The organism is Comamonas sp. DB36 (assembly GCF_057914905.1).
Genome location: NZ_CP196631.1, coordinates 1,774,622 through 1,796,025 on the forward strand (window position 1 = coordinate 1,774,622; position 21,404 = coordinate 1,796,025).

A 21,404-nucleotide genomic window follows, 5' to 3' on the forward strand; every position below is an offset into this window, starting at 1 on the left:
TCAGCGCTTTACTGGAAGGTCTGCGCGACGTTGGCGGGCACCACAATCTCGCTGGCCGGTGTCAGCGACAGCGTCACCGTGCGACCCTTGCTGATCGACTGCAGCACGGTCTGCGCTTCGGCCAGCGAGTTCAGGCGCTGGGTGCGCAGCACTTCCGGCGGATGGAACGTGCCCTTGGCCGCATGCACCGACTCGACGGGACCGCCCTTGTAGGTGATGCTGGCGTTCATTCCGGGGCTGAACTGCGTATAGCCTTCGGGGATATATCCCTTGTAGCCCGCGTCCTGCACGTCGACCGAGACCTGGACGTAGAAGCCCGTGGGGTCGTTGGTGTACTGGTCGGTGGCCGTCACGATGCCGTTGGCCAGCAGCGGAATGTTCGGGTTCTTGTTCTGCGGTCCGACAAATCCCTGAATGATGCGCCCTTCGTCGAGCACCACTGCGCGCACCGCGTTCAGGCCGTTTTCACGTCCCGGCTTGAACGGCCCCGAAGTCTCTATGCTCTTGTAGCTCGCGTTGGCCGCATCGCTGGCGCGGTACGAGGCCACCGAACGGCGCTTTTCCAGCTGGTTGGAGAACTCGCTGGTCACCTTGCTGCCGTTGACGCTGGGCGAGTCGAACACCTTCGACGACATCGCGTCCAGCATGGTCAGCTGCTTGCCCGCGTTGGCCGGGTCGCGGTTGTAGGCCTTGAGCGCCTGGAAGACTTCGACAATCGGGAACTGGTTGGTGTGCTGGGGCGAGACGAAGTCCACGTCCACGGTGTTCTGCAGGTAGCTGAAGCCATGCTGGAAAGACAGGCGCAGCCAGCCGTTGTTCGCTGTGGGCGTGTTCAAGCCGTTGAAGCCATAGCCGCCGTGGTAGCCGAAGGTGTAGAACTTGCCGTCCGTGGGGTTCTTCACGCGAAACAGCATGTTGGTGGTGCCTGGCGTGTGGCCGGGCGACCAGATCACCATGATCTTCACGTTGCCGTAGTCATACCACTTGTCATACTCGTAGAAGTTCGTGGTGCGTTCGCGGATCACGGTTTCCGACGCGGGCAGGGCGCCGGCGATGTTCCAGGTGTTGCCCTGCATGTCCGAGGTCACCGCGACCGCGTCTTCCCTGGAGGCCCACAGCGCGATCTTCTTGCCGGCGTTGTCCATCATCTTCAGCTGCTCGACCACGGTGCCGTAGTGATCGCTGTGCCCGTGGGTCAACCAGATGTCGGTCACGGAACGCGGGTCCACGCCCATCAATTCCATGTTCTTCCAGTACTGGTAGCCGCTGTTGGGCCAGCCCGCGTCGACCTTGATCACCTTGTCGTCCGAGGGATCGTTGGGCGTGCCCATGTCCGCCTTGAGCAGATAGGAAGCGACTTCGTTGTCGCCCACGTAGTACATGGTGTTCTTGACCATCTCGAACGGTTCGGTGCTGCGCGAGTAGGGCGCCGAGGTCGGGCTGGTCGCGTTGATGCTCATGTAGGGCTGACCGGAGACGGGATCATTGCCCTTGTCGGCGAGCATGGGGCTTTGCGACGGCACTTCCCACACGGGCTTGCCATCGGTCTTGGACTGCGGCGTGAAATACCAGATCGCGACGACCTTGGCCGATTCGGCATGCTGGTAGTTCTTGTCGAACAGCACATAGGCGGCCTGGCGCGCGGTGGTGCCGTAGTCGTAGTTGGCGGTCACCGGAATCGAGGCGAAGTCGGCTGCGGCGCTCTTGGCGTAGTCGTCGGTGTTGACGTTGAACACCACGGCGTTCGGCGCGACGGAATAGGTTTCCTGGTAGCGGCGAATCGGCTGCGCGAACGCGCGCCCGGCCTGGTCGGCGGTCACCGTGCTGCCATCGCCGATGGTGATCGACCCCGCGCTCTTCTGGTAGACCCAGCCGGCCGCGATCATGGGGCCGGGCGCATTGTCGTGGCGCGATACCCCGGCACCGTACTTCTGCAGATTGAACTGGGCGGCCGACGACTTGCCCTTGGCCAGGATCACGTTGAATGTCTGCGCCGGGTCGGCGGGCACGCTGGCCTTGTCGGCGCCGTTGGGAATCCAGTCGACCAGATTGCCCGGCACCAGCGCTGCCTTGAGCGCATTGACGCTGGCCGCGGCCAGCGCGTCCGTGGTCACGGTGCGCATGCCGCTTTGCGAAAGAATGGCCACGCTCAGGGTCTGATTGCCTGCGGCATCCGACGCCAGTGTGGGCTCCGCGTAGACCATGCCGGCCGAACGCACGGCAGTGGCGCCGGGCAGTGAGGGCGTGGCGCCGCCATCGCTGCCGCCGCAGCCCAGCAGCGTGGCGGATGAGATGAGCAGACTCAGCGCACGCCAGTCTGTGAATACTGTCTTCATGGTGTCTCCTGTGAATGTATTTCCTGCCATCAACGGCGCCCTGGGCCATGGGCCGATTCCCTGCCTCTTGTGGAGGCGCTGGCGGCAGCCTGGACGCGCGGGTCGCGCTGCCAACGCTGCTGGCGGTGATGCCGCCCATATGGGGCGTGCTTGCAGGGGATGTCCCTGTCGTGCTCCTGGATGTCTTCGCGCGGGGGTAAGGCATAGCCGGTACGGGCAAATATTTGCTTGTTCACGTTAACATCGCGAGCAGGCAGATTGTTATCGTTAACAACTCTGCGGCAATCAGGAATTACCCTGGCAGCGATCTGCCGCGCAGCGCGCCGCCGGGCACAGACTCGCGCCTGTGCCCGCGCGAGCATCAGCGGCCGCTGGAGCCGCTTCTCAAGTGGAAGTTGCGGTTGCGACCAGCGCGCGCAGATCGAGCTGGCCCGCGTGCATCGGCGGGCACCAGAGGTAGGCGCCCGTGACCGGCTGCGAGAAACGGAACATCGCATCGACGATGCCGTCTTCCTGGCCCAGCATGCGGCGCATCTGCGCTTCGAACGCATAGAACGAGCTGCCGAACGCCGCGAACATCAGGCCGGCCTTGTCGCCGCTGGGCGTGTGCAGCGCCCAGGGCATGGAGCGGCGCAGCACGAAAGCTTCGGGCGTGAAGCTTTCCTGGGCCGTGCGCTTGACATGGGCCGATTCGGGGGCGTCGTCGAGTTCCTCGTTGTCGCTGCGCCTGCGGCCCACGCTGTGGTCCTGCTCCAGCTCCGACATGGCGTCGAAAGCGTCGAAGTCGTGCAGCCATTGTTGCAGCGCGAGATAGCTCGAGCCGTCGAGCCCTGCGCCCAGGCCGCTGGCAAAAGCCGCACTCTCGGCGGCCACTTCCTGCGGATTTTCCGTGCCGTCTTCATAGCCGGTCAGGTCCAGGCCATGGCCGGACACGCCCTTGCCGTGGCGGAAGGCTTCGACCACGCGCAGGGCCTTGAGCGCGGGTGCCAGCGCCTTTTCGAGCCGGCGCGTGAGCGCCAGCAGCTCGCCCAGGTCCTGGCCGCGCAGCCACAGGCACAACGCCACGGGCGTGGCCGGCGCCTTCACGCCCGGGCCGCTGAGTTCGGGAAACGCGCGCAGTCCCGGCACTTGTGCGCCCAGCGCCTGCACCAGTTCGTGGCCCAGGGCCGCGACCACGCGCTCGCCATCGACCAGCGCAGCCAGCCGCTGCAGGCCATTGCGCAGCAATGCGGGCTCGTTCAGCGCCGTCGGGGTAATGGAAAAGAAGACATAGCGTCCGATAGCAGGGATGGCCTGCAGAATGCCGGCTTGGAAAGTGGTCATGGGGAGATTCAAGGAGTTCTGTCCGCTATTGTGGCGGGCAAAGCGCGGTGGTTGCGCCGGTCGGGCATGGCGCGCGGCTGCGCAAAACGAAGACAATAGCGGGGCGCTGTGCGGGCCTGTGCACCTGCCCCGCGGGGAAATGCGCGCGGGCGCTGTAGCCGGTTGCAATTTGAGGCATAGTTTAGGGTTAACACCGACTTGGCGCGAGATGCCGGGCGCGGTTGCATTTTTGATCGCGCGCCCGCCACAGATACGGGCGCGTTTCCTTTTCATTTAACGAGCGCAGGCAGGCCGTGGGCCCGCACTGCGCCAAAGCACATTCCATGATCGACATTCGGGGGCTTTCCCAGATATACAAGGGCGCGACGGGCCCGGTCGAGGCCTTGCGCGGCATCGACCTGCACATCGAAGCCGGTGAAGTGTTCGGCATCATCGGCCGCAGCGGCGCGGGCAAGAGCTCGCTGGTGCGCTGCATCAACCTGCTCAACCGTCCCACGCACGGCGAAGTGATAGTCAACGGCCGCGACCTGACCAAGCTGGGTGACGCCGATCTGCGCGCCGCGCGCCGCGACATCGGCATGGTGTTCCAGCATTTCAACCTGCTGTCCTCGCGCACCGTGTTCGACAACGCAGCGCTGCCGCTGGAACTCGTGGGCATGTCCAAGGATGAGATCCGCGCACGCGTCGAACCGCTGCTCGAACTCGTGGGCCTGACGGCGCTGCGCGACCGTTATCCGTCGCAGATCTCGGGCGGCCAGAAGCAGCGCGTGGGCATTGCACGCGCGCTCGCCAGCAATCCCAAGGTGCTGCTCAGCGACGAAGCCACTTCGGCGCTGGACCCCGAGACCACGCGCTCCATTCTCGACCTGCTGCGCAAGGTCAACCGCGAGCTGGGCCTCACGGTGGTGCTGATCACCCACCAGATGCAGGTGATCAAGCAGATCGCCGACCGCGTGGCCGTGATCGACGCCGGCCGCATCGCTGAAATCGGCCCGGTCATCGACGTGTTCACGCGTCCGCAGCAGGCCATCACCAAGAGCCTGATCGACGAAATTCTGCCCCAGGAACTGCCGGCCAGCGTGCTGGCCCGCGTGCGCAAGCTCGCGGCCAACCTCAACGGCGGCACGGGCCAGCTGCTGCGCCTGTCGTATGCGGGCGAGAGCGCCTATGAACCCATCCTGTCGCAGATGATCCGCGACTTTGGCCTGGACCTGAGCATCCTGCACGGCCAGATCGACGAGATCCAGGAGCAGACTTTCGGCTCGCTGGCCGTGTTCGCCAGCGGCGAGGCCGCGCAGATCCTGGCGGCAATAGCGCATTTGCGCGCCGTGGGCGTACAGGTCGAAACCGTGCAGATCGAGGGTTGAGCGATGTTTGAAAATTTTTCTGAAATGATGCTGGAGCTGTTTGCCATCTCGCTGTGGGAAACCCTGGTGATGGTCGGTATCTCCGGACTGGTCGGCGGCCTGCTGGGCATTCCGCTGGGCGTATTCCTGCGCCTCACGGACGACGGCGGCGTGCTCGAAAACGGCCCGCTCAACAAGACCGTGGGCTGGATCGTCAATGCCGTGCGCTCGACGCCGTTCATCATCTTGCTGGTGGCGATCATTCCGTTCACGCGGCTGATCACGGGCTCGTCCATAGGCACGGGCGCGGCCGTGGTGCCGCTGACTCTGGCCGCGGCGCCGTTCATCGCGCGCCTGGTCGAGACCGCCTTGCGCGAAGTCGACAACGGCCTGGTCGAAGCCGCCCAGGCCATGGGCGCGACCACCAGCCAGATCGTCTGGAAAGTGCTGCTGCCCGAAGCCCTGCCGGGCATCGTCGCGGGCCTGACGATCAGCTTCGTGAGCCTGACCGGTTACTCTGCCATGGCCGGCGCCATCGGCGGCGGCGGCCTGGGCGACCTGGGCATCCGTTACGGCTACCAGCGCTTCCTGCCCGACGTGATGCTGGCCGTGGTGATCGTGCTGATCTTCTTCGTGCAGGCCATACAGAGCCTGGGCGACTGGGTGGTGCGGCGGTTGAGCCACCGCTGAGCCCACGGACGGGCGCCGCGGCATGTCCGTCTGCCGCGCGCCGGTTACGATTGAAGAAATTCTTGTGATTTTTATAAAAATCGATAGCCTAATTCAATAGGCTTCATTGCACGGATTTCAATGCATCGCAGTCCCTGATTTCGGCGGACCCGACTTGCCTTGCAGCCCGCATGCCGTCTGGCGTTGCGGGCTTTTTTGTGCCCGCGCTGCGCTGCCATCAGGGGCCCAGGCGCGCGGCTTGAGGCGCCGCCGCCGGCCGCCGGCATGCTTGTGACCGGCAGTTCATGGATGGACAATCCAGGAGCGGAATCGACCGAACGGACACGGGAGAAAAGCCATGCATCGACAGCGATTTTTTCCAGCGATGCGCCTGGTCCTGATGGTGCTGTGGTGCGTGTGCGCGAACCTGGCGCCGGCTGCTGACTGCTTGCCTGGCGCCTGCACGGCGGTCGATAGCGCGGATGGCGGCGTTCCCGACGGCGTCTTTGAAAACCCGGTTGCCGACGTGGCGCCCTCTGCCGTCCAGTCGCCAGCCGCCATCGCTCCCGTGGCCGACGAGCCTGGCGCGGCCATTTTCAATCCCTTTGCGGGTGGGCGTGAGCCGGCGCGCAACGCCCGGATGTCCTTCGCGGCGCGTCTTGCCGCTGGCGATTTCAGCGTCGTACTGGCGCTAGTGCTGATCCTGACCCTGGCGCTGGCGGTCGTCGGCGCCTTCTTTTTCTGGCGTCGCAAGCCGGCCTGATTTCTTTCTTGGCCCAATAAATAGCAATGGGCTATCGAAGTGCAAAATAGTTAAAAATAATTGCATCCATTTGCATGCTCATACAAAATTCACCACGTTAGTTGCAAATCGACCACCGCTTGTCGCTCGCTCATGAAAGCAACGACCTACGGCGTGCCGACCTAGTCACTCCAATTATTCGATGGAGAGTCGTATGAATAGGTCATCAGACGGGCTCCCTGGACGATGCTGGTGGCATCCATGTGCCGGGGTGCAATGCAGCCCTCTTCGCGCCATGAACATTGCGTGTAACGCGCCGCGGCGTTACATGAACAGCCGACGACGACCCTAGCCGTCCGCCAGGGACATGACCCGCCCGGGTCATGCATCTTTCTCCGCCATCCGCGCCCGCCGCAGCACCATCCGCCACGATCGAGACGCCTGCTTACTCAAGCAGGCGTTGGGGACCGCCTGTGCCCGGGTTTGGAGCTGCCTTGACTGTCTTTTGTTTCCAGGAGCATCAAAATGGCCACGCTTATCAGATCGGACCTCGAGTTCATCCTCCAGCAGATCCTCATCGCTGAAGCACAGGCAGCGGGCGCCGCCCCCGCGAGCCTGGTACCCAACACCTTTGCGCCTTTCGGTCTCAGAACGGTGGATGGTTCGTACAACAACCTGATGCCCGGGCAAAGCCACTATGGCGCGGCCGACAACCCGTTCCCGCAGTTGGTCCCGCAAAGCTTCCCCAACGAGCAGGACGACAGCTTCGGTCCGGTCACCAACAACGACTACGGCAGCACCGGCCATGTGGTGGATGCGGACCCGCGGCTGATCAGCAATCTGGTGGCCGACATGACCAGCAACAACCCGGCCGCAGTGACGGCGTTCGTCAACGCCGGTCTGGGCACGCTCGACGCGGCCGGCGTTCTGCGCGACCTCGATGGTGCGGTGATTCCCGCGGGCACGCTGCTGGATATCCCGAACATCGCGCCCGATGAAGGGCTGTCGGCACCTTTCAACTCCTGGTTCACTTTCTTCGGCCAGTTCTTCGACCACGGCCTCGACCTGGTCAACAAGAACAGCACCGAAACCATCTTCATGCCGCTGCAGCCCGACGACCCGCTGTATGTCGAAGGCAGTCCGGCCAATTTCATGGTGCTGTCGCGTGCCACGCGCGACGCCAACGGCGACCAGACCAATCAGACAACGCCTTTTGTCGACCAGAACCAGACGTACACGTCGCATGCCTCGCACCAGGTGTTCCTGCGCGAGTACGCGCTCAACGCCCAAGGCCGTCCGGTGGCGACCGGCAACCTGCTTGACGGTGCGGACGGCGGCCTGAGCACCTGGGCCGATGTCAAGGCCCAGGCCCTGAACATGTTGGGCATAGCGCTGACCGACGCCGACGTGCTCAATGTTCCGTTGCTCGCCACCGACCAGTTCGGCAAGTTCATTCCCCACCCCGTGACCGGCTTCGCCCAGATCGTGATCAGCGCCGGCCCGCCGCCGGTGCTGGCATCGGGCACCCCCGATGCGCCGATCACCACCGCCGGTGCGGTGCGCACCGGCCACGCGTTCCTGGACGACATCGCGCACAACGCCAACCAGGTGAACAGCCAGACCGGTGCGCTGCTCGCGGCCGACGACGACAGCGTCATCAACGACGGGCCCTTGCAGGCCGGCACCTATGACGACGAACTGCTGGACGCGCACTACATCACCGGCGACGGCCGCGGCAACGAGAACATCGCACTGACGGCCGTCCATCATGTCTTTCATTCCGAACACAACCGGCAGGTCGAGGAAATCAAGGCCACGGTGCTGGCCAGCGGCGACGCCGCGTTCATTGCCTCATGGCAACTGCCTGACGGTTCATGGAATGGCGAGCGCATCTTCCAGGCCGCCCGCTTCGCGACAGAAATGCAGTACCAGCATCTGGTGTTCGAAGAGTTCGCGCGCAAGATGCAGCCGCAGATCGATGCTTTCCTGCCCGAAACCAATTACGACACGACCATCAACCCGGCCATCGTCGCCGAGTTCGCGCACGCCGTGTTCCGCGTCGGCCATACCATGCTCAACGAGACGGTAGATCGCCTCGACCCCAACTTTGTATCCAGCGACATGGGGCTGGTTGAAGCCTTTCTGAACCCCGTGGCCTTCACCGACGGCGGCGCCCTGACCTCGGAGGAGGCCGCCGGCGCCATCATCCGCGGCATGACGCGCCAGATCGGCAACGAAATCGATGAGTTCGTCACCGAGGCCGTGCGCAACCAGTTGCTGGGCCTGCCGCTGGACCTGGCGGCCATCAATATCGCGCGCGGCCGGGACACCGGCGTGCCCACGCTCAACGAGGCACGGCGTGAGTTCTTCGGCTCTACCGCCGACCCGCAGCTCAAGCCCTACACCAGCTGGCTCGACCTGACGCAGCACCTCAAGCACGAGGCCTCGGTGATCAACTTCATCGCCGCCTACGGCACGCATTCCGCCCTGGTCGCAGCGGATGTCGACACGCTGGCCGAAAAGCGCGCCGTGGCCACGGCCCTGGTGTTCGGCGGCAGTGCCGTGCTCAATGCCGGCGCCGCCGAGGAGCGCACTTTCACCGCGGTCGACGCCGACCGGCTGGCGTTTCTCAACAGCACCGGCGCCTATGCCAACGATGCGGATGGCGTGACCCACACCGGCGTCGACGACATCGATCTCTGGATCGGCGGCCTGGCCGAAAAGCAGATGCCCTTCGGCGGCCTGCTGGGCTCGACGTTCAATTTCGTCTTCGAAAGCCAGATGGAGGCGCTGCAAAACGGCGACCGCTTCTACTATCTGTCGCGCCTGGCCGGCCTGAACTTCCTCACCGAGATGGAGAACAACACGTTTGCCCAGCTGGTGATGCGCAACACCGACGCGACCCATTTGCCGGCGGACATCTTCTCCACGCCTGGCCTGATTCTCGAAGTCGACCAGAGCCGGCAGTTCACCGGCCTGGGCGCCGACGGCCATGGCGATCCTACCGAAGGCGGGACGGCGCTGACGCCGCTGGTGCTGCGCGACGACCCGACCACCGCCGCGGTGGAAACCAACTACCTGGCCTATACCGGCGATGAGCATGTCGTGCTGGGCGGCACCGCCGGCAACGACACGCTGGTCGCCAGCCTCGGCGACGACACGGTCTATGGCGACGGCGGCAACGACCGCATCGAAGGCGGCGACGGCAACGACCAGGTCGAAGGCGGCGACGGTGACGACATCATCACCGACCGCGGCGGCGACGACGTGCTCAAGGGCAACGACGGCAACGACGTCATCCATGGCGGCAACGGATTCAACCTGATCATCGGCGGCAACGGCAGCGACTTCATCGTCACCGGCGAGGACGTGTCGGAAGTGTTTGCCGGCCAGGGCGACGACTTCATTCTCGGCTCCAAGGGCAACCTGCCCACGCTGGGCAACGAAGGCCATGACTGGATAGAACTGGGCACGCAGGACGGCACCACGGGCGACAGCTCCGACCCGCTGTTCCGCGATGCGGTGATAGGCAACGACGTGCTGATCTCGGGCGGCGGCTTTGACGAGCTGATAGGCGAGGGCGGCGACGACATCTTTGCGGGCTCGGACGGAGAGGACCACTTCGACGGCGGCTCGGGATTCGACTGGGCCAACTACAAGTTCGACAAGTACGGCGTGACCGCCGACATGCTGATCAATGACCTGGTGGTGCCGCCGGTGGTCAACTCCAGCGCCGCGTTGATGGACCGCTTCGCGTTCACCGAAGGCCTGTCGGGCTCGGCCTTCGCCGACTTCCTGCGCGGCGACGATGCCGATGCCACGGAAATCCTGCAGGCCGGCTTCACGGGCAGCGTGCTGACCAATATCGGCCTGATCGACGGCCTGCAGGACCTGCTGCCGGCGGGCATGGCTTCGTTTGGCTCGGGCAACATCCTCCTGGGCGGCGCCGGCAGCGATCTCATCGAGGGGCGCGGCGGCGACGACATCATTGACGGCGACGCCTGGCTCAACATGCGCATCGCGGTCTCGGGAGTGCCCGGCCTGACCAGCGTCGACAGCATCAAGGATCTGGTGCCGCGCATGCTCTCGGGCGAGATCAATCCCAGCCAGCTGAGCATAGTGCGCGAGATCCTGATGTCGGAGTCGCCCGGCTTCGACACCGCGATGTTCTCCGGCGTGCGCGAGAACTACACCGTCACCACTGGCGCCGACGGGCGCACCGTCGTCACCGACAACGTCGGCACGGACGGCACCGACATCCTGCGCAACATCGAGCGGCTGCGGTTTTCCAACGCCGAGGAAATTCTTTCGGGCAGCAACAGCGGCACCGAGGGCGGGGTCACGATCAGCGACGACACGCCGCAGATCAACCAGTTGCTGAGCGTTTCTTCCCTGCTGACCGACGCGGACAATCCCGGCGGCGTGGTGAACGGGCCGATCAGCTACACCTGGCAATACGAGCCCGATCCGGTCAATGGCGCCGGCGTGTTCCGCGACATCGTCGATGCAGGCGGCGGCCAGCCGGCCACGGTCAATGGCACGACCTACCGCGTGACCTCGGACCTCGATGGCCTGGCGCTGCGCGTGCGCGCTGTCTACCAGGACGCCAATGGCGTGCTGGAAACCGTCTACTCGCCACCCACGGCCCCGGTCGCCGGCGTCGCCGTGGTCGTGCCGCCGCCGCCGCCGCCGCCCACCACGCTGGTCGACAGCACGGGCGTGCGCTTCATCCAGGCCGATCTGATGTTCGTTCTCGAGCAGATCAAGATTTCCGAGCGGCACGCGGCCGGCGAGCCGCTGAGCGACATTCTCGACAACCCGCGCACGCCGCTGGGGCTGCGCACCGTCGATGGCAGCTACAACAATCTGGTGCAGGGCCAGTCGGGCTTCGGCGCCGCCGACGAGCTGTTCCCGCGTCTGGTCGGGGCCGAGTACCTGAACGACCAGGACGGGGACTCGATCGCCCTCGGCCCCAACGCGACGCTGACCAACACCGACTACGGCAGCGGCGCCAACGTGGTCGATGCCGATCCGCGCATCATCAGCAACCTGATCGTCGACATGACGAGCAACAACCCGGCCGCGGTCAGCGCCTATGTGGACGCGGGATTCGGCGTGCTTGCCGACGGCACGCAACTGGACTCCGGCGGCCAGCCGATTCCGGTGGGCACCCTGCTGGACCTGGAGGGCGCGCCGATTCCGGCCGGCAGCCTGCTGGTGCTGCCGAACACCGCGCCCGATGAAGGCCTGTCGGCGCCGTTCAACGCCTTCATGACGTTCTTCGGCCAGTTCTTCGACCACGGCCTGGACCTGGTGCAAAAAGGCGGCAATGGCGCGATCTTCGTGCCGCTGCAGCCCGATGATCCGCTCTATGTGCCAGGCGGCAACAGCAACTTCCTGGTGCTCACGCGCGCCACGCAGGTGGCCGGCCCCGGCGTCGACGGCGTGCTGGGCACGGCCGATGACACGCATGAGGCGCGCAACCTCACCACGCCGTTCATCGACCAGAACCAGACCTACAGCTCGCATCCGTCGCACCAGGTGTTCCTGCGCTCCTATGTGCTCAACGCCGAAGGCAAGCCCGTCGCCACCGGCGCCTTGATCACCAACCGCGACCTCGGCACCGACGGCATCTTCGGCAGCGCCGACGATGTCGAGCTCGGCGGCATGGCGACCTGGGCGGTGGTCAAGGCCCAGGCGCGCGACCTGCTGGGCATTGCACTCGATGACAGCGACGCGCTGAACCTGCCGCTGGTCGCTGCCGACGAGTACGGCAACTTCATTCCCCACCCGGTCAGCGGCTTCGCGCAGATCGTCGTCGGAGTCAACACGCTGGCCTCGGGCACGCCGGGCGCGCCCGTCGATGCCAGCCTGGCGCTGCGCACCGGACATCCCTTCCTGGCCGACATCGCGCACAGCGCCAGTCCCGTCAGCAGCCAGGGCGCGGCGCTGCAGGCCGATGCCGACGACGTCGCCGGCGGCACGCCGGCCGCCGGGTTCTACGATGACGAGCTGCTGGACGCCCACTTCATCGCCGGTGACGGCCGCGCCAACGAGAACATCGCGCTGACCGGCATACACCATATCTTCCACTCCGAACACAACCGGCTCGTGGAGCACACCAAGGCCGTGATCCTGGCTTCGGGCGATCAGGCCTTCATCAATGAATGGCACCTGCCCGACGGCTCGTGGAATGGCGAGCGCCTGTTCCAGGCGGCGCGTTTCGGCACCGAGATGCAGTACCAGCATCTGGTGTTCGAGGAATTCGCGCGCAAGGTGCAGCCGCAGATCGACATCTTCTTCGCCGCGACCCAGGTCTACGATACGGAAATCAATCCGGCCATCGTCGCCGAGTTCGCGCACACGGTGTACCGCTTCGGCCATTCGATGCTGACCGAGACCGTGGACCGCTTCGACACCGACTTCAATGTCATCGGCGGCGAGGACGCACCCGACCAGCAGATGGGGCTGATCGAGGCCTTCCTCAATCCGCTGCAGTTCATGCCCGACGACATCAGCGCCGACGAAGCCGCAGGCGCCTTGGCGCGCGGCCTCACGCGCCAGCAGGGCAATGAGATCGACGAGTTCGTGACCGATGCCTTGCGCAACAACCTGCTGGGCCTGCCGCTGGACCTCGCCGCCATCAACATCATGCGCGGGCGCGACACGGGAGTGCCCACGCTCAACGCGGCGCGGCGTGACTTCTACGATGTGACCGGCGATGCCCAGCTCAAGCCGTACGCGAACTGGGTCGACTTCATGCAGCACATCAGGCACGAAGCCTCGGTGGTGAACTTCATCGCCGCCTACGGCACGCATGCTTCGCTGTCGTCCGCCGATACCGTGGCGGAAAAGCGCGCGGCGGCGCTGGCGCTGGTCTACGGCGGCAGCGGTGCGCCGGCCGACAGGCTCGACTTCCTGTACGGGCGCAACGCCTACGCCGACGACGCCGGCATCACCTCCACCGGCGTCGACGACGTCGACCTGTGGATAGGCGGCCTGGCCGAAAAGCAGATGCCTTTCGGCGGCATGCTGGGCTCGACGTTCAACTTCGTCTTCGAAGAGCAGATGGAGAAGCTGCAGGACGCCGACCGCTTCTACTACCTCGAGCGCACCCAGGGCCTGAACTTCCTGACCGAGCTCGAGAACAATTCCTTCGCCAGGATGGTGATGGCCAATACCGACGCCACGCACATGCCGGGCGACATCTTCACTACGCCGGGCTTCACGCTGGAGGTCGACGCGTCACGGCAGTTCACCGGCCTGGGACTGGAGGGCCGCGACGACCCGATGGAGGCCGGCGCACTCACGCCGCTGGTGCTGCGCAACGACCCCGGCAGCGCCACGCCCAACCCCAACTACCTGAAGTACAGCGGCGACGAGCATGTGGTGCTGGGCGGCAGCGCCAACAACGACACCATCATTTCCAGCCTCGGCGACGACACGCTGTGGGGTGACGCGGGCGATGACCGGCTCGAAGGCGGGGATGGCAACGACTTCGTCTTCGGCGGCAACGACGACGACATCATGACGGACCTGGGCGGCGACGACAACATGCAGGGCGGCGACGGCAACGACGCCATCCATGGCGGCAACGGCGCCAACCTGATACTCGGCGGCCATGGCAACGACTTCATCGTCACCGGCGAAGACCCGTCGGAAGCTTTCGGCGGCACCGGCAACGACTTCATCCTGGGGGCGCGCGCCAACGAGTTCGTGTTCGGCAACGAAGGCGACGACTGGATAGAACGCGGCATGGCCGACGGCAGCGCCGGCGAGAACTTCGACGCCTTCGGGCGCGACCAGGTCGTGGGCCACGATGTCTTCATCGGCAACACCATCTCCGACCGCATGGACGGCGAAGGCGGCGACGACATCATGTTCGGCAACGGCGGCCAGGTGGATCGCTACGAAGGCGGCTCGGGCTTTGACTGGGCGGGCTTCAAGGACGACCAGTTCGGCGTCACCGCCGATCTGCTGCTGCGCGCTTTCGACGAGACGCCGGTGCCAGTGTCCAACGCCACGGTGCTGGCGCGCTTCACTTCGGTCGAGGGCGTGTCGGGTTCGGCCCACGCCGACGCTCTTTCGGGCGACAACAACGATGCCAACGCGATGGCGCTGTCGGGCGCCACCGGCAGCGTGCTGAACCACATCGGGCTCATCGACGGCTTGCAGGAGCTGCTCGACGAAGTGCTGGGCGTGGGCATGGGGCTGGTCGATCCGGTGACATCGTTTGCCGGCAACATCCTGATCGGCGGCGCCGGCAGCGACCTGCTCGAGGGCCGCGGCGGCAACGACATCATCGACGGCGACGCCTGGCTCAACGTGCGCATCAGCGTGCGCCAGAACGCCGACGGCACGGGCGAGGAGATCGCCAGCTACGACACCATGACCGATCTCGAGTTGCAGGAGCGGGTGTTCAACGGCAGCTACAACCCGGGCCAGCTGACAATAGCGCGCGAGATCCTGATGGCCGACAGCAGCGATTTCGACACCGCCGTGTTCTCGGATGTGTTTGCCAACTATGAAGTCACCTTCGTCGCCGACGACGTCTGGCAGGTCGCGCATGTCGTGGACGGCGAGGTGGGCTCGGACGGCATCGACGTGGTGCGCAACATCGAGCGGCTGCAGTTCTCGGACGGCGCGGCCTTCATTGCCGAGCAGGGCTTCAACTTCGACCCGCAAGGCCAGTTGACCATCAGCGACGAGACGCCGGCCGTGGGCGAGGCGCTGAGCGTCTCTGCGCTGGGTGTGACCGACGAAGATAACATCAGCACCACGAACCCGACCGGCGCCGTGACTGGCGCGATTGCCTACTACTGGCAGGCCGAAGTCCGCCCCGGCATCTTCGAGGACATCTTGATCGAGAACGCCGGCGGGGAAGTGGCACGCGCCACCGGGCCCAGCTTCACGCCGCGCAGCTTCGAGGCGGGTCTGGCGCTGCGCGTGCGGGCGGTCTACAAGGACGCCAATGACGTGCTCGAGATCGTCTACTCGGCGGCGACCGAACCGGTGGAGATGGTCAACGTCGCGGCGGTCGGTCAGCCCGCGATCAGCGACACCACCCCGACCGAAGGCCAGGAGCTGACGGCGTCGACCTTGGGCATCAGCGACGCCAATGGCCTGGTCAACGTCGTCTTCAGCTACCAGTGGCAGCAGGCCGTCAATACCGGCGTGGGCGGTGCGGCCGCAGGCTTCACCGACATCGCCGGCGCCACGCAGCAGGCGTTCACGCCGGGCACCGGCCAGGTCAACCGCGAGCTGCGGCTGCAGGTGAGCTTCACCGACAACGGCGGCTCGCTGGAAACCCTGACGTCGGCCGTGACCACCGTGACCGGCGATGCGATTCCAGCCGCCGCCGCGGCCCAGGTGCTCAACGGCACGGAAGGCCAGGACATCATTCTCGGCGGTGGCGGCGCGGACACGATCAACGGACTCGGCGAGAACGACATCATTGACGGCGGCGCCGGCGCGGACAACATCCAGGCGGGCAATGGCGACGACACCATCAATCACACGCTGGGCGAGGGCTCGGACACCGTCAATGGCGGCGCCGGGCTGGACACGCTCAACCTCCTTGGCACCGCCGCCGCGAACAACCTGAGCGTGGCGTTCAACGGCACGCTGCTCACGACGACCGCGGCAGTATCGGTGACAGGTGTCGAAGCCATCGCCGCCGACCTGCTGGGCGGGGTCGACACGCTGACCTATACGTCGACGACGGCGGTGACGGTGAACCTCGCTGCTGGCACCGCCTCCGGGTTCAGCAGCATCGCCGGCATAGAGAACGTGACCACGGGCAGTGGCGCGGACACGCTCACCGGAAATGCCCAGGCCAACACGCTCAATGCCGGCGGCGGCAACGATCGTTTCGTGGCCACGGTCAATGACGGCAACGACACCTACTCGGGCGGCGCCGGCATAGACACCTACGACCTGTCGGCGGTCACCGCCGGAGTCACCATCAGCAATACGACGGCCACCGGCGCGCAGACCGGCACCGATGTCCTTCAGGCTATAGAGAACTTCGTCGGCAGCCAGGGCAACGACACGATCACCGTCAACGGCGGTATCAACGTGATCGACGGTCAGGGCGGCAACGACGTCATCGACGCCGGCGCCGGCAACGACAGCGTCAACGGCGGGCTGGGCAATGACACCCTCAACGGCGGCGCCGGCAACGACACGCTGGCCGGCAACGAAGGTGACGACGTCTTCAACTACCTGATCGGCGACGGCAGCGACATCATGGACGGCGGGGAGGGCGACGACCGCGTGAACATCCGCGGCACGGCGGCGGCCAACACGCTGGCCGTGGTGCTCGCGGGCACGGCGATCGCTAGCTTTGCCGGCAGCACGACCACCAATGTCGAGGCGATTGCCCTCGACATGGAAGGCGGCGTCGACACGCTGAGCTACGGTGCGACGACGACGGCGCTGGTGATCGACCTGAGGACGGGAGCGGCAACGGGCCTGGCGTCGGTGACCAACGTCGAGAACGTGATCGGCGGCGCGGCTGCCGACATGATGACCGGCGGCACGGGCGCCAACACGCTCAACGGCGGCGCCGGCAACGACAGCTTCTTCGCGTTCACCGGCGACGGCAATGACAGCTATGTGGGCGGCACGGGCACCGACACCTACGACCTGTCGGCCACCACAGCCGGCGCGCTGGTCACGGCCAATGGCGCGAGCAGCGCGAACATCGGGGTCGACCAGCTCAACGCCATCGAGAACATTGTCGGCAGCCAGGGCAACGACAACATCAGCGGCGGCGCGGGCACCAACGTGATCGACGGCCAGGGCGGCAACGACGTGATCAACGGCGGGGCCGGCAACGACATGCTGTTCGGGGGGGCCGGCAACGACACCGTCAATGGTGATGCCGGCGACGACACCTTGATCGGCGGCGCGGGCAACGACACGGCGACAGGGGGGGCCGGCAACGACACCTTCCGCGCCGAGATCGCTGACGGCAACGACAGCTACAGCGGCGGCGCCAGCGTCGACACGCTCGACCTGTCGGCGACCAACGCGGGCGCGACCGTGACGCCGACGTCGGCCACCAGCGCCGAGATCGGCACCGATGTGATCAACACGATAGAAAACGTGATCGGCAGCCAGGGCAACGACAGCATCGTCTTTGACGCCGCGGCCAATGTCGCCAACGTCGCTGACGGCCAGGCAGGCAACGACAACCTGAGCACCGGCGCCGGAGCCGACCGCCTGATCGGCGGGGCGGGCAACGACACCATGAACGGTGGCACGGGCAATGACATGTTCGTCTTCGCTGCGGGCTTCGGCAACGATGTGATTGCCGGTTTCGACGCCTCGCCGGATCTCGTCAACGGCCAGGACCGGCTGGATATATCGGCGCTGGGAATCAATGCGGCGTCGTTCGGCCTGCGCGTGGAGATCACCGATCTGGGCAATGACTTCAGCATAGAAATCGACGGCCTCAACACCATCCTGCTGCAGAACGTGGACGGCGTCGGCGCCAACACCGTCACCCAGGCCGACTTCCTGCTGGCGGCTTGAGCAGAGCGCGCGCGGTGTCGGGGCCCATGGCCCTGGCACCGCGGATTCTTCCGAACCACAACGAAACCGAGGAGCCAGACATGACCGACCAAGACAAGACCCTCTCCGGCGCCACTGAGACAGGCAACGCCACTGCGCAGGCGGAGCGCCGCACGGTGTCCGACCCGCGCGATGTCGCCACGCTCGTCATGTCGCGCATGAGCATGGTCACTGCGAAGAAGGATGAGCTGACGCTAGCCATCAAGGGCCTGAGCGACGTGACCCAGCAGTTGGCGCATGCCTATGCCGAGCAGATGAAGGCGATAGAAAAGCTGGTCAGGCGCGTCAAGGCGCTCGAGGCGGCCGAAGTGGCCCGCGGCCTGAATGGCAGCGGGCCGAAATAGGCGAACAACAACAGGGAGGGCCGGCACATGAAATCGCTCTTGTCGGAACTGCGTCCGCTGCTGGGTTATATCGCAGCGTTCTCGTTCTTCATCAATCTCCTGTTCCTGGTGCCCGCGTTCTTCACCTTGCAGGTGTTCGACCGGGTCATTTCCACCAACAGCCATGAGACCCTGCTGGTGCTGCTTGCCGGCACCGGCGTGGCGCTGCTGATCCTGTTCGCGCTGGACTACCTGCGCACGCGCCTGCAGAACGTGGTGGGCGTGCTGGTCGACGAGCGGCTCTCGCCGCCCGTGGTCCACGCCATCGTGGAGCGCGTGGCGCGTGCGCCCAACGGCACGCGTACCGAAGGCATCCGAGATGTGGCCGCGCTGCGCGGAGTGTTCTCCGCCAACGGGCTCATCGCGGTGTTCGACGCGCCCTGGGTGTTTGTCTACGTATGCGTCATCTGGCTGTTCCATCCGGCGCTGGGCATTGGCGCGGCATTCTCGGCGCTGCTCATGCTGGCACTGGCATGGCTCAACGACCGCACCAGCCGCGAGTCGCTCGAGACGCTGCAAAGCGAAGGACGGCGCGCGGCCCAGTATGTGGAGAGCTCGCTGCGCAATGCCGAAGTGCTGCAGGCCCTGGGCATGACCCAGCGCCTGCTGGTGCGCTGGCGCGCTCTGCAGGGCCGGATCGCCACGCTGCAGACCAGCGCCAGCCGCAGCACGGTGGCGTTCACGACCGCCACCAAGACCGTGCGCCAGGCCATCCAGATTCTGATGCTGGCGCTGGGTGCGTACCTGGTGCTCAACCAGCAGGCGTCGGCCGGCGTCATGATCGCTACCAGCATCCTGCTCGGACGCGCTGTTCAGCCGGTGGAGCAGGTCGTGGGCAGCTGGCGCACGCTGATCGAGGCGCGCGCGGCCTATCGGCGCCTGCTGGAGCTGTCGCAGGATTTCGAGCGCCCCGAGGCGCGCGTGGTCATGCCGCGCCCCGAAGGGCGGCTCACGGCGGAGAACATCTCCTACCGGCTGCCCGGCTCCGACACGCTGGTGCTGTCGAACATCGTCTTCACGCTAGCGCCCGGCGAAGCCATGGCCATCGTCGGCCCCAGCGCCGCCGGAAAGTCGACGCTTGCGCGGCTGCTCACGGGAGTGCGCGTTCCCAGCGCGGGGCGGGTGCGGCTCGACGGTGCCGATGTGTCGTACTGGCCGCGCGAGCAGCTTGGCCCCTTCATCGGCTACGTCCCGCAGGACATCGAACTGTTCGACGGCACGGTGGCCGACAACATTGCGCGGCTGGACCAGATCGATTCGGAAAAAGTCGTGGCGGCGGCGACCCGGGCCAACGCGCACGAGATGATCCTGTTGCTGCCCAAGGGCTATGACACGCCGGTGGGCGAACACGGCGCGCGTCTGTCTCCCGGCCAGCGCCAGCGCATTGCGCTGGCCCGGGCGCTCTACGGCGACCCGCAGCTGGTGATCCTGGACGAACCCAACTCGAACCTGGATGGCGCCGGGGAAGTCGCGCTGGCGCAAACCATGGGCGGCCTGCGCGCTGCCGGAGTGACTTCGGTCGTGGTCACGCATCGCCCTTCGCTGATCGCCCATGTCGACAAGATCCTGGTGCTCGCGGCGGGACGGGTAAAGCAGTTCGGCCCAGCCAGCGAAGTCATGCGGGACATGCAGCGCCAGGCGCAGGCGGCTGTGGACCAGAAAGCGGCCTGAAGGCCCAAGGAGTACGCCATGAACACCGCCACGCTCTCACTGCCGCCCTCCAGCCAGGAACAAGCCCGCCGGCTGGCGCGCGCCGGCTGCTGGACCATTGCCTTGTCCATCGTGCCCATAGCCCTGTGGATGTCACTGGCACCGCTGATGATGGCGGTGGTCGCGCCGGCCTTCGTCAAGGTCGATCTCAACCGGCGTCCGGTGCAGCACCTCGAAGGCGGCACCGTGCGCGAAGTGCTGGTGCGTGACGGCCAGCATGTGAATGCCGGCGATCCTATCCTGGTGCTCGGTGACGTGCGCATCGATGCCGACCGCAATCGGCTTGGCTATCGCGTGCTCGTGGAACGCGCCACGCTGGCGCGTCTGGAGGCCGAGCATGCGCTGGCCCGGACATTGACATTTCCGCAGGACTTGCTGGCGGCGGCGCAGACCGACGAGCGCATACGCCAGGCGCTGCAAAAGGAAACCGGGCTGTTCCAGGCCCAGCGCCATTCGCTGGACAGCGGCACGGCGCTGATGCTGACCCAGCGCAGCCGGGTGCAGCAGGAGATCGTTGCCGTCAACGCGCAGATCGAACAGGCCCGGGGCTCGCTTGCCTTGCAGCGCCAGGATCTGGAAGTCAACCGCGGACTGGTCACGGACGGCTTCATTTCCGCCAGCCGGGTCTCCCAGATAGACGCCACGGTCATGGAGTACGCGGCGAAAGTCGAGGAGCGGCGCACCGAACTCGCGCGCGCGGCCCAGCGCCTGGTGGACATCGACATGAAGATCCAGTCGATACGCAACGACTACGTCAAGGCCGCAAGCGACCAGCTCAAGGCCACCTCCCAGCGTCTGAGCGAGATCGAGCAGGAACAACGCAAGTCGGACGACGCCGCCCATCGCCAGGTGGTCTCCGCGCCGGCCAGCGGCGAGGTCATCGATCTCAAGTTCACCTCTCCCGGCGCCGTCGTCGGGCCCGGCGAAGCGATTGCGGACATCGTGCCGAGCAACACCCAGCTGCTGATCGAGGCCCATATTCGCCCCGAAGACATCAGCAACGTGCGGCTCGACCAGGTCGCGCGCATCAAGTTCACGGCGTTCAAGTACCGCAACACGTCCATGGTGACGGGAGCGGTCAGCTACGTGTCGGGCGACCGGCTGCTCGAGCGCCAGAGCAATCTGCCCTACTACAGCGTGATGATCCGCGCCGACGCCGAGTCGCTCAAATCGATTGGCGACTTCAAGCTGCAGGCGGGCATGCCCGCGGAGGTCTACATCGAGGGCGTGACGCAGACCGCCCTGCAATACATCGCCGAGCCCATCACCAACACGCTGCGCAAGTCGGGTCGGCAAATGTGAGAAATCTGTTCATCAA

9 protein-coding genes are annotated in these 21,404 nt (G+C 65.7%); 7 read left to right on the forward strand and 2 right to left on the reverse strand.

Going from position 1 to position 21,404, the window contains the following annotated elements; translation table 11 throughout:
* Positions 1–8: 8 nt before the first annotated feature.
* Both ACSVDO_RS08265 and ACSVDO_RS08270 read right to left on the reverse strand, forming a co-directional pair.
* Complete coding sequence (locus ACSVDO_RS08265) at positions 9–2,336, reverse strand: MBL fold metallo-hydrolase (RefSeq protein ID WP_489595815.1); 2,328 nt, start codon at positions 2,334–2,336, stop codon at positions 9–11.
* A gap of 384 nt (positions 2,337–2,720) precedes the next feature.
* Positions 2,721–3,659: a Dyp-type peroxidase gene (locus tag ACSVDO_RS08270; protein ID WP_489595817.1), complete on the reverse strand. Its 939-nt coding sequence runs from the start codon at positions 3,657–3,659 to the stop codon at positions 2,721–2,723.
* A gap of 323 nt (positions 3,660–3,982) precedes the next feature.
* Between ACSVDO_RS08270 and ACSVDO_RS08275 the strand changes: the two genes are divergently transcribed.
* The 7 genes from ACSVDO_RS08275 to ACSVDO_RS08305 all read left to right on the forward strand — a co-directional run bounded on the left by ACSVDO_RS08275 (position 3,983) and on the right by ACSVDO_RS08305 (position 21,388).
* The gene (locus tag ACSVDO_RS08275; protein WP_332549839.1) at positions 3,983–5,026 is read left to right on the forward strand and encodes a methionine ABC transporter ATP-binding protein; all 1,044 of its coding nucleotides are present in this window, start codon (positions 3,983–3,985) and stop codon (positions 5,024–5,026) included.
* Between the two features lie 3 nt (positions 5,027–5,029).
* On the forward strand, positions 5,030–5,695 hold the full coding sequence (locus ACSVDO_RS08280; RefSeq protein ID WP_213298897.1) for a methionine ABC transporter permease: 666 nt from the start codon (positions 5,030–5,032) through the stop codon (positions 5,693–5,695).
* A gap of 337 nt (positions 5,696–6,032) precedes the next feature.
* Positions 6,033–6,437, forward strand: a complete 405-nt coding sequence (locus ACSVDO_RS08285; RefSeq protein WP_489595819.1) for a hypothetical protein — start codon at positions 6,033–6,035, stop codon at positions 6,435–6,437.
* Positions 6,438–6,941: 504 nt separating this feature from the next.
* Positions 6,942–17,954: a peroxidase family protein gene (locus ACSVDO_RS08290; protein WP_489595820.1), complete on the forward strand. Its 11,013-nt coding sequence runs from the start codon at positions 6,942–6,944 to the stop codon at positions 17,952–17,954.
* Between the two features lie 80 nt (positions 17,955–18,034).
* Positions 18,035–18,337 (forward strand): hypothetical protein, encoded by a 303-nt coding sequence (locus ACSVDO_RS08295; protein WP_489595822.1) that lies wholly within the window; start codon positions 18,035–18,037, stop codon positions 18,335–18,337.
* Positions 18,338–18,364: 27 nt separating this feature from the next.
* Positions 18,365–20,047 carry a type I secretion system permease/ATPase gene (locus ACSVDO_RS08300; protein WP_489595824.1) on the forward strand — a complete coding sequence of 561 codons (1,683 nt, stop codon included), beginning with the start codon at positions 18,365–18,367 and terminating at the stop codon, positions 20,045–20,047.
* An 18-nt stretch (positions 20,048–20,065) separates the two neighbouring features.
* Positions 20,066–21,388, forward strand: coding sequence for an HlyD family type I secretion periplasmic adaptor subunit (locus ACSVDO_RS08305; protein ID WP_489595826.1), 1,323 nt, complete (start codon positions 20,066–20,068; stop codon positions 21,386–21,388).
* The last annotated feature ends 16 nt before the right edge of the window (positions 21,389–21,404 follow it).

What these genes read in the sequence shown, in the direction of transcription:
- ACSVDO_RS08300 (WP_489595824.1), top strand. Translation starts at nt 18,365, where the DNA reads ATGAAATCGCTCTTGTCGGAACTGCGTCCGCTGCTGGGTTATATCGCA.
- ACSVDO_RS08265 (WP_489595815.1), bottom strand. Translation starts at nt 2,336, where the DNA reads ATGAAGACAGTATTCACAGACTGGCGTGCGCTGAGTCTGCTCATCTCA.
- ACSVDO_RS08305 (WP_489595826.1), top strand. Translation starts at nt 20,066, where the DNA reads ATGAACACCGCCACGCTCTCACTGCCGCCCTCCAGCCAGGAACAAGCC.
- ACSVDO_RS08270 (WP_489595817.1), bottom strand. Translation starts at nt 3,659, where the DNA reads ATGACCACTTTCCAAGCCGGCATTCTGCAGGCCATCCCTGCTATCGGA.
- ACSVDO_RS08285 (WP_489595819.1), top strand. Translation starts at nt 6,033, where the DNA reads ATGCATCGACAGCGATTTTTTCCAGCGATGCGCCTGGTCCTGATGGTG.
- ACSVDO_RS08280 (WP_213298897.1), top strand. Translation starts at nt 5,030, where the DNA reads ATGTTTGAAAATTTTTCTGAAATGATGCTGGAGCTGTTTGCCATCTCG.
- ACSVDO_RS08295 (WP_489595822.1), top strand. Translation starts at nt 18,035, where the DNA reads ATGACCGACCAAGACAAGACCCTCTCCGGCGCCACTGAGACAGGCAAC.
- ACSVDO_RS08290 (WP_489595820.1), top strand. Translation starts at nt 6,942, where the DNA reads ATGGCCACGCTTATCAGATCGGACCTCGAGTTCATCCTCCAGCAGATC.
- ACSVDO_RS08275 (WP_332549839.1), top strand. Translation starts at nt 3,983, where the DNA reads ATGATCGACATTCGGGGGCTTTCCCAGATATACAAGGGCGCGACGGGC.